This window comes from Mesorhizobium sp. BR1-1-2, from assembly GCF_020165435.1.
GTDB lineage: Bacteria > Pseudomonadota > Alphaproteobacteria > Rhizobiales > Rhizobiaceae > Mesorhizobium.
On sequence record NZ_JAIUID010000006.1, the window covers coordinates 1 to 17880 of the forward strand.

Sequence of the window (17880 nt, forward strand, 5' to 3'; positions counted from 1 at the left end):
ATCGCCCAGAAATCGGTCCAGCCGAGCGCCGCCGAGCGCCAGATCAGCCCCGACAGCGGAATGAGGATGATGAGGGTCAGGTAGGCAAGCGAGAAGCCGAGCGTCAATCCGAAACCCGGAATGACGCTCGGCTGTCGAAACCGCCAACCCGCCCGAGCGGGTGCTGTGATCATATCGTCCTGAATATCGACTGCTTACTGGGGCTTGTAGATCTGGTCGAATATACCACCATCACCGAAATGGTAAGGCTGTGCTTTCTTCCAGCCGCCGAATTGTGGGTCGTCGATGGTGACCAGCTTGATCGGCGGTAGCTTGGCCAGGTCCTCTGCCGGCACCAGATCGGGCTTGGCCGGACGATAGTGGTTCTTGGCGATGATCGTCTGCGCTTCCTTGGAATAGAGCCAGCCCAGATAGGCTTCGGCGACCTTGCGCGTGCCCTTGGCATCGACATTGGCGTCGACCACCGCAACCGGCGGTTCGGCCAGGATCGAGGTCGGGGGATAGACGATATCGAAATTTTCGGCACCGAACTCGTCGAGCGCCAGATAGGCCTCGTTTTCCCAGGCAATCAGCACGTCGCCCAGGCCCTTTTGCGCGAAGGTCACCGTCGAGCCGCGCGCACCGGTATCGAGCACCGGGGCGTTGGCATAGAGCTTGCCGACGAACTCCTTCGTCTTGGCCTCGTCGCCGCCGTCATTGGCGTTGGCATAAGCCCAGGCGGCAAGATAATTCCAGCGCGCGCCGCCTGATGTCTTCGGGTTGGGCGTAATCACCTGGACGCCGTCCTTGACGAGGTCGTTCCAGTCGCGGATGCCCTTGGGGTTTCCCTTGCGGACGAGGAAGATGATGGTCGAGGTGTAGGGCGCCGAATTGTTCTCGAATTTCGTGCGCCAGTCCGGATTGATCTTCTTCGACTTGGAAACGATGGCATTGATGTCGCCTTCGAGCGCCAACGTCACCACGTCGGCGTCGAGGCCGTCGATCACGGCGCGGGCCTGGGCGCCCGATCCACCGTGCGACTGCTGTATGGTGACCGTTTCCCCTGTCTCGGCTTTCCAGTGAGCGGCGAAGGCCTCGTCATAGGCCTTGTAGAGCTCGCGTGTCGGATCGTACGACACGTTGAGAATGGTGGTATCGGCGAACGCGAAACCGAGTGTGCCGAACTGGACGGACGTGGCGACCAGTGCGCCGAGCAGTCTCCTGAAACGAGGTTTGGTCATTTCTGCCTCCGTTGAACCCACGTCAAATCTACCGAATTGGTAGAATTTAGATGCATTAAATGTTGCCTTTTTTGTCGTTTTGGAGAAAATATTGGCCATGATTTTGTGATGCGGAGAAACTTTTTCCTCAAACGTCCCCTTGGCGAATCCCATCGATCTATCTAGGAACAAGCGGTGCCGAAGCAAGGCTGTGTCATTCGGTCGGCACGCTATCCGGCAGGGACCGGGAAATCGAAGCGCTGCTTGGCGAAGGGCTCGTGATTCAGCGTGAGGTGCCGCCATTCGCGTGCATAGTTCTTGACTCCGGCCGAGTGCATCGCGCCGAGCAGCAGCCTGCGGTACAGGAAAATTGTCCGTTCCGGCGTAACGGATATCCTGGCGGATCGAGGGGGCCGGCAAGGCGGACGAAGTCGGCGGGCAGGGCGTCGGCGCGGGCTGGGAGGAGATTGCGGGTAAAGGAACCTAGCGTCGCGAGTATTGTCGCCGCTACCGGTGAAGGTCGGCGCGAGGCGCTGTACCTCAGGCGAAGAAGCGCAATCCCCTGAATCGCTTGCGCAATCTTATTCAACAAACACCTTCACACTTGCCGCGCGTCCCGCCGCATCGATCACGGTCAAGGTCGAGTAGCCGGTGCCGTCCGGTTGCCAGGTCGCGGTACGCCGGCGGTCGATGCCGGTCAGCGGCTTGCCGTTGGCCAGCCAGCGGAACGGCGCGCGCCCACCTTGCAGCTTCAGTACCAGCGGCGAGGCGTCGGCCGAGTCGGTGGCGAGATCGACGCGGGCGCCGTCGGGCGGAAAGATGATGGTCGGCGCGGGCTCTGTGGGGGTCGAGGCCTGAACCAGGCCGTCGGACCCGGCGCCGAAGCGGGCAAGCGTCACCGGCAGGTCGTTGCGTCGAGGAGTGAAGGCGCCGGGGGGCTTGCCCGGCAGCGGCACGGTGGCGAGACCCGAGCGGACAAAGCCCTCGAACAGAATTGGGGCTGCCGACACATAGCCGGACAGGCCAGGCACCGCGCCGGCATCGGGACGGCCGACCCAGACGCCCAGCACGTAGCGGCCGTCGAAGCCGACCGACCAGGCGTCTCGGTAGCCGTAGGAGGTGCCGGTCTTGTACGCGATGCCGCGCTGCAACGCACCCTCGGGCGGCTTGACGCCCGACAGGATGTCGATGATCTGCCAGTTCGCCTGGTCATCGAGGATGGTCGTGGTGGTGCGCTCGGCATCGGCCGGCTCGGTGCCATCATGCAGCGTGTGCGTCTTGCCGCCATTGGCGAGCCCTGTATAGAGCTGGACGAGATCGCGCAGCGTAATTCCAACGCCGCCAAGGCCGATGGCCAGGCCCGGCGCCTCGTTAACCGGCAGGATCGGTTTTACCCCAGCCTGGCGGAAGCGGGCCGTCAGCCGCGCGGGCCCGACCGCGTCGAGAACACGGATCGCCGGCACGTTGAGCGATAGTTGCAGCGCCTGCCGGATGCTGACGTCGCCCTGGTAGCCCATGTCGAAATTCTTCGGCCGGTAGCCGCCGAAATCGGCCGGGCTGTCCTCGATCAGTGTTTCCTGCGCCACCAGTCCCTGTTCGAAGGCAAGGCCGTAGATGAACGGCTTCAGCGTCGAGCCGGGCGAACGCACGACCTTTGTCATGTCGATCCAGCCGGAGCGGCTGGCGTCGAAGAAATTGGCCGAGCCGACTTCGCCCAGAATGTCGCCGGTGCGGGAATCGGCCAGCACCATGGCGACGGAGAGACGCGGCCCAAGCTTGGTGGCGGCGTCGCGCGCTACCTGTTCCAGTCCTTCCTGGACGCTCTTGCGGATCGTCAGCTTGAGCGGCTGGCCGGGAACGGCCTTGGGCAGCATCGCATAGGCGGCGTGCGCGGCGAGCGCCGGCAATTTATGGCGCAGGCCAGACACATCGTCGAGCGCGGCGCGCGCGGCCTCGCGTTCGCCGAGCAGGCCAGCCGAGGCCATGCGGGTCAGCACGCGGTCGCGGGCGGCGTGCGCGATCGCGAGATTGCGGTCGGGCCGGCGCTTCTCCGGCAGTTGCGGCAGGGCGACCAGAAGCGCGGCTTCCGAGACGGTGAGCCGGTTCGGCTCCTTGCCGAAATAGGCGAGCGAAGCGGCGCGTACGCCTTCGAGATTGCCGCCATAGGGCGCCAGCGTCAGATAGCGTTCGAGGATCTCGCGCTTGGACAGCCGCCGCTCGATCTGGATGGCGCGCAGCATCTGCTTGAGCTTGGAGCCGAGGCTGCGGCTCTCGCGCGGCTCGATCAGGCGGGCAAGCTGCATCGATAGCGTCGAGCCGCCGGAAACGATGTGGCCACTGGCGGCGAATTGGCCGGCGGCGCGGGCAAGCGCCAGCACATCGACGCCCTCATGGTCCCAGAAGCGCTTGTCTTCATAGGTGACCAACATGTCGACGAACTGCTTGTCGACCTGATCGAGGCGGGTCCCGAGCCGCCAATAACCGTCAGGCGTGGCGAAGGCGCGCAAAAGCTGGCCGTCACGATCCTGGACTTCGGTGGAGACGGTAAGCTTTTCCGGAAGCGGAGGCGGAAAGGCGCGGTCGAGCTGCCACAGGGTGGCGGCTGAAAGAGCGATAACGGCCACCAAGGAGGTTCCAGCGATGGCTGCCCGGCGCAGCAGTGTTGTTGAGAGCATGGCGCTGCCCTCATCCGCCTGCCGGCACCTTCTCCCCGTATAGTGACGGGGAGAAGAGGGCGGTCGCGATCGTCGGCACCTTTTCCGCAACGTTGGACATTGGCGAAAGCGTCGATGCAATCCTCTTTCTCCCCGTCACTATACGGGGAGAAATGCCCGGCAGGGTAATAAGGGGCAGCGCAAACCTCACGTTCATGTCCGTCAAGGCGCCTACGGCGCCTTGACCTCCATCACGCCGATGGCGGTGCGGGCCGAATATTGCGGCCGGTACATGTCCTCCACCGTTGCGGCCGGATGGGCGTAGGTGCCCGGCGTCACGGCTCGTACGACATAGGCGAGCGTCAGATTGTGGTCGTGGTCGCCGTCGCTGGGGTTGAAGGCGGCGACGAAACGGTCGTCGCGGAATTCCAGATGCGCGGCGTCGGTCTGCGCCAGCCAGGAGAAGTTCGACAATTGGGCGCTGGAGACCAGGCCGGGATTGTCGATCTCGAAGCCGGCCGGCAAAAGGTCGGTGATCAAAAGGCGCGAAGGCCAGTTGTTCTGTTCGTTGACCTTGAGCACGACGACATAGCGTTCGTTCTGGGTTGCCTCCGTCACATTGGCTTCGGTGCCGTCGAGCTTGTAATAGGTGCGCTCGATGATGAAGCCGTCACCCCCGGCCGGCAAGGGCTGCACCGGCGACGCAACGGTGGTGACGACGGCCTGCAGCGGGGTCTTGCCGGTGTTGGCGATGGTGAGCGGGCTGTCGGTCAGATCGCTGCCGTCGATCCTGTCGGAATAGCCGCCGGAATGCGGCGCGCCATTGATGGTGAGCGTGATCGAGTCATTGCCCTCCTTCAGCGCCCGGGCCGCCAGCAGCATCCAGGATTCATCCTGGGTGCTGGTCCAGCGGACCTCGGCGCGTTCCCTGGTCACCAGCTTGACCAGCTCCGGTATGATCGAAGGCACCGGCTTCGAGTCCGCCGCAAGCGCCAGCATTGCCGCCCCGTCGCGCAGCGCCGAGCCGTAGTCGGACCGATAATAGTCATAGGCGGTGCTCGACTTGGCGAGCTGCAGCGCAGTCTTGAACGTCGCTTCCGAACGTTGCGTGTCGCCATACAGTGCCAGGCTCGCCGCCAGCTGGGCAACGGCCATCGGGCTGGTGAAGGCCTCGATCTGGGTGTCCGCGTAATAGCGCAGATCGCCGATCGAGGCCTTCTTGTTGCGGGCGAGCACGTAGAGCGCGTAGGCGATCTCGCTGCCGCGGTCCTGTACGCTCTGGTCGTAACCGAGCGAGTTCTGCAGATTGCCCAGCGCCTGGTTCATGGCGAGCGCCGGCACATCGTATTTCTGCTCGCGCGCCCTGGTCAGGAAGTCGGTGACATAGGCGTCGAGCCATAGATCGCCGGAGCCCGGGCCCCACAGGCCGAAGCTGCCGGCCGAAGCCTGGTAGCTCAGCACCTTGTAGATCGCGTCCTGGATGCGGCCATGCAGCTCGGGATCGCTCTCCATACCGATGCCCGAGGCCATTTCGTTGACATAGAGCAGAGGCATCGCCCGGCTGGTGGTTTGCTCGGCGCAGCCATAGGGGTAGCGGTCGAGCGTCATCAGAAGCGAAGGCACATCGAAGGCCGCCGCCTGCGAAACGCCGACACTGACCGAAGCGCCGTCGAGCAGGCTTGCCGCCAAAAGCTCCTTGTCGACGCGCAGCGCGCCGCCATCGCCCTTGAGGTCGACCACCATGCGGGTGGTGACCGGCAGTTGTGCCGGACGGACCGGCACGTAGAGCGTCTGCTCGACCTTGGTGCCATCGGCGTGCGCCAGCTTGATGGTGAGCGAGGCATTGCCTGCCGTCTGGGCGATCAGCGGCACGGTCAGGGTCTGGCGCTTGCCCTGCGCCAGCGTCAGTTTCTGGGGCAGGGGCTTGTCGCCCGTCGAGAGACCACCCGTCGTGTCGATCGACAGCGCATAGTCGCCGGCCGGGCCGTCGGTGTCTGCGATGTCGAGCCGCATGACGGCGGCGTCGCCGGGCGCCAGGAAGCGCGGCAGGCCGGCGGTGATCACCACGGGATCGCGCACGATCACGTCCGACTGGGCGTGACCGACCGCTTCCTTGGTCCAGGCGACGGCCATGACGCGAACCGTGCCGTTGAACTGCGGAATATCGAAGTCGACGCGTGCCTTGCCGTCGGCATCGAGCTGCACCAGGCCGGAGAAGAAGGCGACCAGCTTTTCGGTCGGCGGGCTGCCCTGCGCCTGCATGTTGGCGCCGTCGCCGCCGGTCCTGAGCTTGCCCATGGTGCCGAGCGAACCGTCGATCAGGCGGCCATAGAGATCACGGATTTCCATGCCCAGCATGCGCTGGCCGAAGAACCAGTTGTCCGGGTCCGGCGCCTTGTAGTTGGTCAGGTTGAGGATGCCGACATCGACGGCGGCGACAGTGACATAGGCATTGCTGCCCGGCTCCACGCCGGCGACAGCGACCGGGATCGACAGCTGCTGGCGCGGCATGGTCTTGTCCGGCGGGGTGAGTGTGACGGCGAGCTTCTTCGATCCCGGGTCGACCTTCAGCCATTTCACGCCGATGGCGCGGGCCGGCATGCGGCTTTCCTGCGCGTCGCCAGGCCGGAACAGGGTTGCCGTGACATAGGCGCCGGCGCCCCAGTCGTCGCCGACCGGGATGTCGACCGTGCTGCCGCCAGCCGGCACCGACGCGGTGACGGTCTTCAACAGCTTGTCGGAACCGATGTTGACCAGAAGTTCGCCGGCAAAGTGCGGCGAGACTTTGAGCCTGGCCACTTCGCCGGCGGCATAATTGTCCTTGTCGAGGGCGATCTCCAGACCATCAGGCGTTTCGGTGGTGGTGGAGGAGACATACCAGCCGCCATCGAACTCATAGCTGGTCGCGGGTCCTTCCGGATCCGCCGTCTCGACCTCGAGCCGGTAGCGGCCCCAGTCGACCGGGATCGACACTGTCGCCTCGCCGTCGGCGCTAAGGTCGACCTGGCCATTGGCGATCGATTTGGTGAAGGTGACCGGTTCGTAATTCCATGAGTTGTTGGAGCGGTACCACTGGTAATTGCGCTCAATCTTGACCAGCGACCATTGCGCGCCTTTCAGCGCCTCGCGCTTGCCATCGGGGTCGACGGCGATCAGGCTGAACTTCGCCGTGCCGCCTTGCGGCACTTCATCATCGGCGAAGTCCGGCCGGATGCCGATCATGTGGCCTTGCGGGCGGATGCCGATATTGAGCGAGCGCTCGATGGCGCGGCCGCCGGTCTCACGCATGCGAACCGTAACCTTGGCGTCGATGAGTTTCGTGGTCGACGGCAGTTGCTCGACGGAGACCGGGAAGGTCGCCTTGCCATCCTCGCCGACCACCGGAAGATCGGTGAACGGGGTGACGGTCGGTTCCGACGACTGCTCGTCGGCAAGGCCGAAGGAATAGCCGTTGAAGCGGTCCCAGTTACGTGCGGTCGACAGGGTCAGTTCGCCTTCGAGCGCGAGGCCGGCAGCCGGTGCGCCATAGAGAAAGCGGCCGTCCACGGTGATGTTGGCGGTTTGGCCCAGCGCGATCTCCTGCTTGTCGGCTTTCATGTCGAATTCGATGCGGTCCGGCACGAAATCCTCGACCAGGAACATCTGGCTGGCGACCGCCGGCTGTTTGGGATCGGTGTAGATCGATACCGACCAGGTGCCGCGCATGGCGTTCGGCTGGAGCGGCAGATCGACGGCGTGCCCGCCGGCCGACGCACCGTCGCTGACGATGCGGCGATCCTCGACGCCGTCGGGGCGCGAGAAGATGAAGGTCAGCGGCAGGTTCTCAACCGCCTTGGCGGCGCTGTCACGGGCAAGAGCCGCGACATGCACTTCCTCGCCGGCGCGGTAGATGCCGCGCTCGGTCCAGGCATAGACATCGAGCGCGCCCGGCGCTGCGCGTCCGGTGACGCCGCGGTCGGACAGGTCGAAGCCGGCGCGGGCCATGTCGAGGAAGACGAAATCATCGTCGCCCTGCCTGGCCATCAGCACGGCGGGCACCATGCCGCCGTCGCCGCGCGTCAGGCCGGGATTGAACACGGCGTGGCCCTCGGCATCCGAGGTCGCGGTGCCGAGAATCTCGTTGTTGCGGGCAACCAGCGTCAGTTCGGCGCCCGCTATCGGCTTGGCGCTGCCCAGCGAACGGGCAAAGACATTGAGCCCGTCCTGGCCGGTATAGGTCGATAGGCCGATGTCGGAAACGACGAACCATTGCGTGGCCATCGCGTTGTAGTCGTCGCTCTTGTCGCTGACGGCCTGGGCAGTCAGCACATAGACGCCGGGCTTGCGCCGCGGCAGCGCCTCGTCGACCGGGAAGGAGGTGGTGATCTCTTTGTTCAGGTCGTTGGCGATGTCGAGCTGGCCTTCCCAGACCGGCTCGCCCATCTGCTCGGAAATGTTTGAGATGTCGTAGCTGTCGAGCTGATGTAGGAACTGATAGCCGGACAGAAGCTGGGCCAGGGAGCGGTCGCCGATGCGGTAGAGCTTCATCTCGGCGGCGTTCATGTTGACGGTAACGACGGGGATGCCGCGGCGCGCGCCGGCCGGCAGCACGAAGCTGTCGCCGGTGAAGCGGGCCGAAGGCGCACGGTCCTGCACATAGATCGACAGCACGACGGGCGCGGCGGTCACTTCGCCGATGGCGGCCGGCAGGCCGGCACGGAAGGTCACGTCATAATGCTGGCCGTGTTCCAACCCTTCGACGCAAATCTGCTTGTCCTTGGCTTCAACGCCTTTGGGCGGCTGGTTGTCGACGGTGACGAATTGTGCGTAATCGACGCCGGTCTTGACCAGTTCCTCGGAGAATTGGGCGCAGATGCGCGGCGCGCTGGTGTCGGCATCGACGGTGTGGTCGATGACGCGGAAACCCTTGCGAGCCTTGAGATCGGAATAGTCGGCCTGGACCGCCGGCGAGGGCACCAGGGCAAGACTGGCCTCAAAAGCCTGAAGCGCGGGGCGATAGAGGTCGCGCTTGTCGAGGCCGGAGCCGATGAGCGCCAGCGCCTCCGCGCGCGTCCTGGCTGTACGCAACAGCTTGTAGGCATTGAAGGCGGCCGACGTGCCGTTTGCCGGCAAGGTGGAGGCCTCGGACGTGTTGGCCGCCGGCTGCACGGCAAGCGTTTCGCGCGCCAGGTTGAGCCAGAGCTGGCCATCGTCGGGCATGACCGAGACCGCGGCCTCGTATTTCTGCATGGCGGTGCGATGATCGCCGGTGAGCACCGCCTGCTCGGCCGCCGTGGTCAGCGCCGCCATGCCCTCGGTCGGCCTGTCATAGGCCGGGCCAAGCAGCCTGTTGCGGTATTGCTGGGCCTGGTCGGCCATCCAGTTGGGGAAGAAGGCGAGTTCCGGCGGCGCGCCGATGTCGGGGGCGCCGTCGATATTGACGACCTTGCCCGCGACCGCGCCATTGAAGGGCTTCAACTGGTTATAATCGGATTTGAGGAAGCACCATTTGGCCTTGGTGTTGTAGGTGAAGGCGCGGCAGGCAGGATCGCCCAGGCAAGTGGTCTTGCATTGATCGAGCGTAACATTCTGGTCCGACCGGAGATCGAAACCGAAATAGTCGGAATTGTCGGTCGTTGCGACTCGCCGTGCTTCAGCCGCTTGCGCGACGACACCCGAGGCTAAGACATTGGCCCAGGCGAAGAAGAGAAGGATCAGGAAAGACAGACCACGAGCCGCGCGCATTGCCATAACACCCTCCAGACAGTGCAGACGTCCGGGCATGTTCAAGCTTCAGTCAGGCTTGTCAACATGAGGACGCGGCAGGGTTCCGCCTGCCAACGGTTTCCTTTCCGGCAAACAGCCGGTAGTACCTCCATAGGACAGGGGATCACGCATTCTTGCGGCAACGCAAAAGGTGTGAATTCCAAGCCCGTCCTATTTCAGACAATTGGATTGTGGCCCCTTTACGAGCGCTTCAGAACTTCATTCCAATTTTAGTTTTGTAAAGTAGGTTGTTGTAATGCCGGCGTATGAAAGGCAGATGTCAGGGGGTACCGCGCAAGGGCGCGTGCTTTCGCGCGCGCTGCTTCTGGCCGTGATCTGCTGCTCGCTGATCGCCGGGGTGGGACCGGCGGCCGCCTTCGAAATCTTCGGCATCAAGCTGTGGGGCTCATCGAGCGATGAGGATGCCGACATCGTCGATCCGATGCGCTATGCCGTGACCATCTCCGCGCCCGACGCCGACAAGGACCTGTTAAAAAAGCTCGAAAACGCCTCGGCGCTGAAGAGCGACGAAGACCATCCCGTCTCCGGTTCGCTCGGTCTGATGGCCAAGGCGCGCAGCGATCGAGAACAGCTTGTGGCGGCGCTCTACGCCGATGCCCGCTACGAAGGCGTCGTCACCATCACCATCGAAGGCAAGCCGCTGGACGAATTGCCGCCGGACGCCGAATTCAAGGGTCCGCAGCCCATTCCCGTGGTCGTCAACATCGCCGCGGGTCCCAAATTCACTCTCGGCGATATCCGGCTGGAGGGTGACGCCGCTGGACTGATGAGCGCCGACTTCGGCCTGATATCAGGCGGCGACGCCGGGTCTGGCGCGGTGCTCAAGGCCGAGGCGCTGATCGTGCGCACGCTGAAGGAGCAGGGCAGGCCGCTGGCCGAGGTGACCAGCAGGCAGATCGTCGCCGACCATGCCACCTCGACCCTCGACGTGACGCTGACGGTCGCTGCCGGGCCAGTCGCCGGCTATGGCGCGACCACGGTGGAAGGCACCGAGAAGGTCGACCGCGACTTCACCGAATACATGACCGGGCTGAAACGGGGCCGGCAGTACTCGCCGCAGGAGATCGACGATGCGCGCGACAGGCTGCTGGCGCTCGAGGTCTTCAACAGCGTGACTTTCAAGGAGGCCGACAAGCTCGATGCCGAGGGCAACATTCCGAACGGCGTCCAGGTCAGCGAGCGCAAGCCGCGTTTTTTCGGGCTGGGCGGCACCTTCTCGAATACGGAAGGGCTGGGGCTGGAGGGATATTGGGGCCATCGCAACCTGTTCGGCCGGGCCGAGAAGCTGCGCATCGACGGCGCCATCAGCGGTATCGGCAGCAATGACCTGTCCGAATTGAACTACAATGCCGGCATCATGTTCGAGAAACCCGGCGTGATCGGCCCGGCATCTAAATTCTTTGCCGGCGTCAAGACCGTGCTCGAACATCCCGACGCCTATGACCATTTCTCGGTCAAGGGCAACACCGGCCTGTCCTATGAACTGACCAAGAAGCAGACCGTATCGGCCGAGGTGGCGCTCGACTATTCACGCATCCACGATTCCTTTGGCAAACATAAATACCTGATCGCCAGCATCCCGCTGCAATATGTCTACGACGACAGGGATGTCAGGCTGAACCCGACCAAGGGCTTCAGGTTGTTGGCCTATGCCGAGCCGAGCTACGACATATTGAGCGGTGCCGCCTTCCTCAAGCTGAAGGGCGAGGGATCGGCCTATCAGTCGCTGGATACCGCTTCGAAATACGTACTGGCCGAACGTGTCGCCCTCGGCTCGATCGTCGGTACCAGCCTGCAGAACGTGCCTGCCGACCGGCGTTTCTATTCCGGCGGCGGCGGCTCGGTGCGCGGCTATGCTTATCAGGGCATCGGCCCGAAGGATTTCACCGGCCAGCCGATCGGCGGTCTTTCCTTCTTCGAGACCTCGGTCGAGATGCGCATCGCCATCACCGACACGATCGGTATCGTGCCGTTCGTCGACGCCGGCACGGTATCGACCAGGTCGTTCCCCGATTTTTCCGACGTCAAGGTGGGCGCCGGCGTCGGCTTGCGCTATGTGACGCCATTCGGGCCGCTGCGTATCGACGCCGCCGTGCCGCTCAACCGCGACCCAGGCGACCCTCATTTCGGCATCTATGCCGGCATTGGCCAAGCGTTTTGAACATGAAGACGGTCTGGCGCATCCTTCGTATTTTTCTCTACACGCTGCTGATCGTGGTAGCAGGCGCCATCGGCGCGCTTTTCGTGCTGACCAAGACCGAGCGTGGACGCGACAATCTCGCCGGCATCATTTCGCGCTTGGCCTCGAGCGACGAGCGTAAGGTCACCGTCAGTGGCATCGACGGTATCTGGTCGGGCGCGCTCAGTGTCGACCATGTCGTGCTGGAGGACCGCGAGGGCGCCTGGCTGGTGGCACGCAAGGTGGCCATCGACTGGTCGCCGCTGGCACTGTTGTCCAAAAACTTCAGCGCCGACCGCATCGCAGCGGAGCGCATCGAACTTGCGCGTCTGCCGGTGGCCGGCACGCAGCAGCCGGCGCAAGGCGGCGCGACGACGCTGCCGGTTTCCATTGATATCAAGCAGATCGACTTGCCGGAGGTCGCGCTCGGCCAGCAACTGGCCGGCAGCGGCATCGCCGAACTCGCCGCCAAGGCCTCGGTGAAGGCCGACGCCGCACCGCTGTCGATCGAGACGGTGCTCAACATTACCCGCCATGACGGAAAACAGGGCAACGTCGACGCGCAGATCCATTTCGCGCCAGCGGACAACAAGCTCGACCTCAACCTCAAGGCGTCGGAACCGGCCGGCGGCATCATCGCCAATCTGCTCAACCTGCCGGACACGCCGCCGGTCGACATCGTCGTCTCGGGCACCGGGCCGCTGGCCAACTGGAGTGGCGTCGGCACCTTTCTTGTCGATCACCGGATCGTCACACAGCTCACCGGCCGCCATCAGCTCACCGACAAAGGTAACTATCTCGAAGCCAAGGGCGACGGCGATTTCGCCCGCTTCCTGCCGGAGAACCTGAAACCATTGTTTGCCGGAAAGACCAGCTTCGATATGGCGGGCACCGCCACGCCAGCGGGCGGGATCAGCGTCGACCGGGCCAACATCGATAGCGATGCCATGCACGGCACCGCGACCGGTATCGTCGATCCCGCCGGAGCCAGCGACCTTTCGGTCGAACTCGCCGCTAAGGGACCACCCGTGGTGGTTAGCGTCGGCAGCAAGGCGCAGCCGATCACGCTGGCGATCAAGAATGCCACCGCCCGGGCGTTCGGCGACGGCAAGGCGCCGATCGTCGACATCGGCGCCTCCTTCGTTTCGATCGTCGCCGGCGGCACGCGGCTGGACGACCTGGCGGCGCAGATACACTCCGACGGTTTCGACATCCAGAACCGCACTGGTCCGGTTACCGTCAAGCTTGGGGCCGGCGGCCTGAAAACCGACGTCGCGACGCTGGCGCCGCTGGTCACCGGCAAGGTCGATGTCGGTCTGGCCGGTTCCCTCAGCAAGGACGCCATTGTCATCGATCAGGGCACGCTCCGGTCCGATGCGCTCAATGCCTCGCTGACGGCGACCGTGGCGCTCGCCGACCTGTCGATGCAGCTCAAGATGAATGCCGATGCCGTGGCGACCGCCTTCCCGCAGCAGATCGCCTCGGTGCTCGGCGGGCGGGTGAAGTTCTCGGCCACAGCATCGCGCGATCCGCAGGGCTCGTTCGCCGCCAACTCGATCGAACTCACGTCCGGTTCGCTTAGCGCCAGCGGTACCGCCAGCATGCAAGGCACCGACATACTGGCCGATATCAAAGGCAGGCTGGGTGACGTTTCGGTGCTGTCGCCGACGGTCGGCGTCCCGGTCGAGGGCGGTGTCGATTTCGCCCTGTCGGCAAGCGGCGCCATGACCGCGCCGGATTTCACCGTCTCCGCCGACAGCGATAGCCTTACGGCCTCGGGCCGCACGGTGAAGGCGATCAAGCTGACCGCGAGCGGCAAGGCCGACATTACTAACCCTTCCGCCAATGTCTCGCTGACCGGCGCCGTCAACGACCAGCCGCTCGACATCAAGGCGGCGCTGGTGACGAGCGAAGGCAAGCGCTCGATCAACGGCTTTTCGGTCTCTCTGGGCGACAACAAGGTGTCGGGCGATCTGGCGCTGGATGACAAGTTCATGCCGCTGGGCACGCTCATTCTTGCTGCGCCTGCCATCGATCAGCTTGCGGCGCTGGCCGGCCAGGCGGTGACCGGCGACATCAACGGCACCATTCGCTTTGCCAAGAGTGGCGACGCGCCCTCGGTCGCCATCGACGCCACGAGCACGTCGATCGCCCGCGGCGAGGTGACGGCGAGCACGATCGCCGTCAATGCGTTGATTGCCAACTATCTCAAGGCGCCGGCGATTTCAGGCTCGATCAAGGCCGATGCTGTGACGTCGGGGACCACCCAAGTCGGCGGCATCGTCGTCGATCTGAAGCGCGACGGAGACTGGACGAATTTTGCCGGTGCCGCCACCGTATCGGGTATTCCAGCGAAGGCGTCGGGGCGGGTGAAGATCGCCGATGGCGTCACCAGCGTCGAGATCGCCTCGGGCGAGGCGACGGTTCGCGGCATCAAGGCGGCGATTGCCGAGCCGTCGACGCTCAGCATCGCCGACGGCACCACCAGCATCGAAAAATTGGCGCTCGATGTCGGCGGCGGCTTGGTGGCGCTGTCCGGCACCGCCGGCCAGACGCTCGATCTCGCGGCAAAGGTCTCCGCCTTGCCGGCTGCCCTTGCCGACGCCTTTTCGCCCGGCCTCGATGCCGCTGGAACGCTTGATGGCAGTGCCGAGATAACAGGCTCGCCGTCCGCTCCGGACGTCCGGTTCAACGTGCAACTGGCTGGCGCCGAAACCAGCCAGACGCGCCAGGCCGGGCTCGGGCAGCTCGCAGTCGACGCGGCCGGCAGCTACACCATGGCCGGCGGCGTCGTCCTCGACCACGCGACGCTCTCCGGTGACAAGGTTTCCGGTCAAGCCGCCGGCACGATCAATCCGAACGGCGCCAGCGATTTCGCCCTCGACCTCGTCTCGTCCGGTCCAAGTCTGCCGCTCACGGTCGGAAGCGCCGAGAGTCCTGTCAAGATCGAGGTCCGGTCGCTGTCGGCAAAGGTGGCGGGCGAGAGCACGCGGGCCCGATTGGATATGTCCGCGATCCTGCCCTCGATCGCCACGAGACCGGCGAAGGTGGACGGGCTGAGCCTGGCATTGCACTCGGATGCGTTCGATCTGAAGAACCGCACCGGGCCGGTTTCGGGCACGGTTTCGGTGGATAGGGTAGGGCTCGACAATCCCACCATCGCGCCGCTGATCGCCGGCAAGGTCACGGCCGCGCTCAGCGGGCGCCTGTCAGCCGACGCTGTCGCCATCGACAGCGGCTCGCTCCGAAGCGATGCGCTGAACAGCCAGGTTGCCGGCCTGGTGTCGCTGCGAGACGGCGCCATCGACCTCAAGCTGAGGGCGGATGCACCATCGTCGGCCCTGCCCGCCGCTGTGCGCGGCATGCTCGGCGAACGGGCGCAACTGAGCGCCACGCTGAAGCGCGAGCCTAACGGCAATATCGCCATAGGCGGATTGACACTGGCCTCCGGCGCGCTGACCGCACAGGGGCAGGCGAGCCTTGCGGACAACAAGGTGGCCGCCGACATCAAGGGAGCGCTGGGCGACGTTTCGCTGCTATCGAAGGATGCCAAAGGCGCTATCGCCTTTGCGCTGAATGCGCAGGGGCCGGCGACCGCGCCGGATCTGTCGCTGACCGTCGACAGCGACAAGCTTTCTGTGGCGTCGCGCGAAATCACCGGGCTCAGACTTACCGCCAGCGGCAAGGCCGACGCGGCCAAGCCGGCGGCCAATGTGCAGCTGACAGGCAATGTCGCGGGCCAACCCCTGCAAGGCAGTGCGGTGCTGGCGACTGCGGACGGCAAGAGCGCCATCAATGGCCTGCTTTTGTCGCTGGGCCAAAACAGGATTTCCGGCGATCTGGCGCTGGACGACAAGTTCGTGCCCGAAGGCACCGTCTCGCTCGACCTGCCCGATATCGGGCCGCTTGCCGCACTGGCGCTGGAAAAAGCGGAAGGCGACGTGCGCGGCACGATTGCGTTCTCGAAGAACGGCGCCGCGCCGCAAGTCGCCATCAAGGCGAGGACCGCCTCGGTTACGCGCGGCGACCTTCAGGCGAAGGCCGTGTCCATCGACGCATTGATCGCCAATTACCTCGCCGCGCCAGTCATCTCCGGGAAAATCCATGCCGACACCGTCACATCGGGCGGCACGGTGATCCGCGGCATCGACGTCGACCTGAAGCGTGACGGCGACTGGACCGGCTTTTCCGGCGGCGCGACGGTGAAAGGAATTCCGGCAAAGGCCGCGGGCCGCGTGAAAGCCGCCAACGGCACGACGACCATAGAGCTTGCTTCCGGCGAGGCGACCGTCCAGGGCATAAAGGCCGCCATCGCGCAGGCTTCGACCGTCACCATTGCCAATGGCACGACGACGCTGGACAAGCTGGTGCTCAACCTGGGTGGCGGCACGGCGACGGTGACCGGCAAGATCGGGCAGGCGCTAGACATCAACGCGGCGCTGGCGCGGGTGCCGATCTCGCTTGCCAACAGTTTCTCGCCGGGCCTCGATGCCGCCGGTTCGCTTTCGGGCACGGTGAAGGTCACCGGGGCGCCAGCCAGCCCCAGTGCGGCGTTCAACCTCGACGCGACCGGTGTGCAGACTTCGCAGACCCGCGGCGCGGGTGTCGGCGCAGTGAGTGTTTCTTCCTCGGGCACCTTTGCCGGCAACAAGCTGACCTTCAACGCCAATGTCAGCGATGGAGCCGGTCTTGGTCTCAAGGGGGGCGGCACGGTGACGACATCGGGCACGCCGGCGCTCGCGCTCGACTTCAATGGCGCCGTGCCGTTCGGCATCCTCAGTCAGAAGCTCGCTGCGCAAGGCCTGTCGCTGACTGGGACCGCCAATGTCAATGTGCAGGTGCGCGGCCCCGCGACATCGCCCGTCATCGGCGGCAGCATCAGCACGTCGGGCGCCCGCCTGCTCGACGCGCGTTCCGGGCTTGCCGTCAACGACATCGCAGCCGAAATCTCGATCGGCAATGGTGTCGCCAGGATCAACCGGCTGACCGGGACGCTGTCGACGCGCGGCAGCCTGTCGGCCAGCGGCACGGTCGGCATCGATCCGGCGCGGGGGTTCCCGGCCGACCTGTCGATCAAACTCACCGACGGCCGCTACACCGATGGGCGGGTGGTCACCGCCAATCTTGGCGGCGACCTGACGATCAAAGGACCGCTGACGTCGGCGCCGGTGATTGCCGGCACCATCAACCTCGCCAAGACCGTCATCACCGTTCCGGACAAATTGCCGGGGTCGCTCTCGGCTCTCGACGTCAAGCACAAGAACGCGCCCGGCGCGGTGAGGGCGCAGGACAAGGCATTGCGCCCGGCCACGACCAGCGGCAAGAGCGGCGGCAGTGGGCTGGCGCTCGACGTCACCATCAACGCGCCGAACCAGATCTTCATCCAGGGCAGGGGCGTGGACGCCGAACTCGGCGGCTCGCTCAGGCTGACCGGTCCGGCCTCCTCGCCGCAAGCGGTCGGCACTTTCACGCTGCAGCGCGGGCGGCTGTCGATCCTCGGCAAGCGGCTGACCTTTACCGAGGGCACGGTCGGCTTTTCCGGCTCGCTGGTGCCTTATCTCAACCTGACGGCGACAACGACGACGAGCAGCGCCACCGTCACCATCGTGGTGTCGGGCGAAGCGACCAATCCGAAATTCACCTTCACCTCGGTGCCGGCGCTGCCCGAGGACGAAGTGCTGGCGCAGCTGATCTTCGGGCGCTCCATGTCGAACCTGTCGCCGCTGCAGATCGCGCAACTGGCCGAAGCCGCCGGACAGTTGGCCGGCGTCGGCGGCTCGACGTCGCTGCTCGAAAACCTGCGCAGCGCGATCGGCGTCGACGATCTCGATGTCACCACCGACGAGAAGGGCGGCACGGCGGTTTCTGCCGGCAAGTACCTCAACGACCGCACCTATGTAACCATCCAGAAGGGCGACAAGCCGGGCTCGGGCAAGGCCATGATCGACCTCAATGTCGGGCGCGGCGTCAAACTGCGCGGCGAGGCAACGGACGCCGGCGAAGCCAAGGGCGGCATCTTCTACGAGAAGGAATATTGAAGCAGGGACATGGGCTGGCCCTCATCCCGGCGAGGGCTGGCACT

General features: G+C 64.9%; 5 protein-coding genes and 1 pseudogene. 2 read left to right on the forward strand and 4 right to left on the reverse strand.

All coding sequences use genetic code 11. The features are described 5' to 3' along the window. From LB551_RS15365 to LB551_RS15380, 4 genes and pseudogenes are all read right to left on the reverse strand, one after another. A pseudogene (locus LB551_RS15365) lies at positions 1-173 on the reverse strand (molybdate ABC transporter permease subunit); the annotation flags it as partial. A gap of 21 nt (positions 174-194) precedes the next feature. Continuing rightward, positions 195-1220, reverse strand: a complete 1026-nt coding sequence (locus LB551_RS15370) for a sulfate ABC transporter substrate-binding protein (RefSeq protein WP_224659728.1) — start codon at positions 1218-1220, stop codon at positions 195-197. 560 nt (positions 1221-1780) lie between these two features. Further along, entirely contained in the window at positions 1781-3874 is a 2094-nt protein-coding gene (pbpC, locus tag LB551_RS15375) for a penicillin-binding protein 1C (RefSeq protein ID WP_224659729.1), read from the reverse strand. A gap of 210 nt (positions 3875-4084) precedes the next feature. Then, a complete protein-coding gene (locus LB551_RS15380) occupies positions 4085-9583 on the reverse strand; it encodes an alpha-2-macroglobulin family protein (RefSeq protein ID WP_224659730.1) in 5499 nt (1832 codons plus the stop codon). Positions 9584-9854: 271 nt separating this feature from the next. Here LB551_RS15380 and LB551_RS15385 point away from each other — a divergent pair, with 271 nt between their 5' ends. Then, positions 9855-11780: an autotransporter assembly complex protein TamA gene (locus LB551_RS15385; RefSeq protein ID WP_224659731.1), complete on the forward strand. Its 1926-nt coding sequence runs from the start codon at positions 9855-9857 to the stop codon at positions 11778-11780. A gap of 2 nt (positions 11781-11782) precedes the next feature. Next, on the forward strand, positions 11783-17836 hold the full coding sequence (locus LB551_RS15390; protein WP_224659732.1) for a translocation/assembly module TamB domain-containing protein: 6054 nt from the start codon (positions 11783-11785) through the stop codon (positions 17834-17836). Positions 17837-17880 lie beyond the last annotated feature (44 nt).

Bases quoted from the DNA above. Each gene is read 5' to 3' on its own strand.
- pbpC (WP_224659729.1), bottom strand. From the start codon at position 3,874: ATGCTCTCAACAACACTGCTGCGCCGGGCAGCCATCGCTGGAACCTCC.
- LB551_RS15390 (WP_224659732.1), top strand. From the start codon at position 11,783: ATGAAGACGGTCTGGCGCATCCTTCGTATTTTTCTCTACACGCTGCTG.
- LB551_RS15370 (WP_224659728.1), bottom strand. From the start codon at position 1,220: ATGACCAAACCTCGTTTCAGGAGACTGCTCGGCGCACTGGTCGCCACG.
- LB551_RS15385 (WP_224659731.1), top strand. From the start codon at position 9,855: ATGCCGGCGTATGAAAGGCAGATGTCAGGGGGTACCGCGCAAGGGCGC.
- LB551_RS15380 (WP_224659730.1), bottom strand. From the start codon at position 9,583: ATGGCAATGCGCGCGGCTCGTGGTCTGTCTTTCCTGATCCTTCTCTTC.